Raw genomic sequence first — 694 nt, forward strand, 5'->3', positions numbered from 1 at the left:
CTATACGTCGGGTTCGACGGGGCTGCCGAAGGGTGTGCAGGCCACGCATGGTGGTCTGGCGAACCTGGCCGGTGCCCTGGCGCCCGTCCTGCGGGCGGAGCCCGGTGTGCCGGTCCTGCAGTTCGCGTCGTTCAGCTTCGACGCGTCTGTGCTGGACGTCGCCGTGACCCTGACCTCGGGAGCCACGCTCGTCGTGGCGGGTGCCGCCGAGCGCGCGGACGCGGGGGCCCTCGTGCGGCTGATGCGGGAGACGGGGGTGCGCTCAACCAGCGTCGTACCGTCGTTGCTCACGGTCCTGGACCCGGCGGAACTCCCCGACCTGTCGACGCTGGTCGTGGGCGCGGAGCCGATCTCGGCGGACCAGGTGGAGGCATGGGCCCCGGGGCGTCGCCTGGTGAACACCTACGGGCCGACCGAGGCGACGGTCATGGTGACAACCGGGGTGGTGGAGCCCGGGTGCGGCCCGGTGGTGCCGATGGGCGCGCCGATCGCCAACACCCGCCTGTACGTGCTCGACGATCACTTGGCACCGGTTCCGGTCGGCGTCGCCGGCGACCTGTACCTCGCCGGGGCGGGGCTCGCCCAGGGCTATGTACGGCGCCCCGGACTGACGGCGGAGCGGTTCGTCGCCTGTCCGTTCGGTGGTGCGGGTGAGCGGATGTATCGCACGGGGGACCGGGCGCGTTGGACGGCG

At 72.9% G+C, this 694-nt stretch carries 1 protein-coding gene; it reads left to right on the forward strand.

Features of this window, described 5'->3' with window-relative positions; all coding sequences use genetic code 11:
- Nucleotides 1-694: AMP-binding protein (locus tag H0H10_RS00005; RefSeq protein ID WP_188178686.1), on the forward strand; the 694-nt coding region annotated here is incomplete at both ends.

The organism is Streptomyces griseicoloratus (assembly GCF_014534645.1).
GTDB lineage: Bacteria > Actinomycetota > Actinomycetes > Streptomycetales > Streptomycetaceae > Streptomyces > Streptomyces griseicoloratus.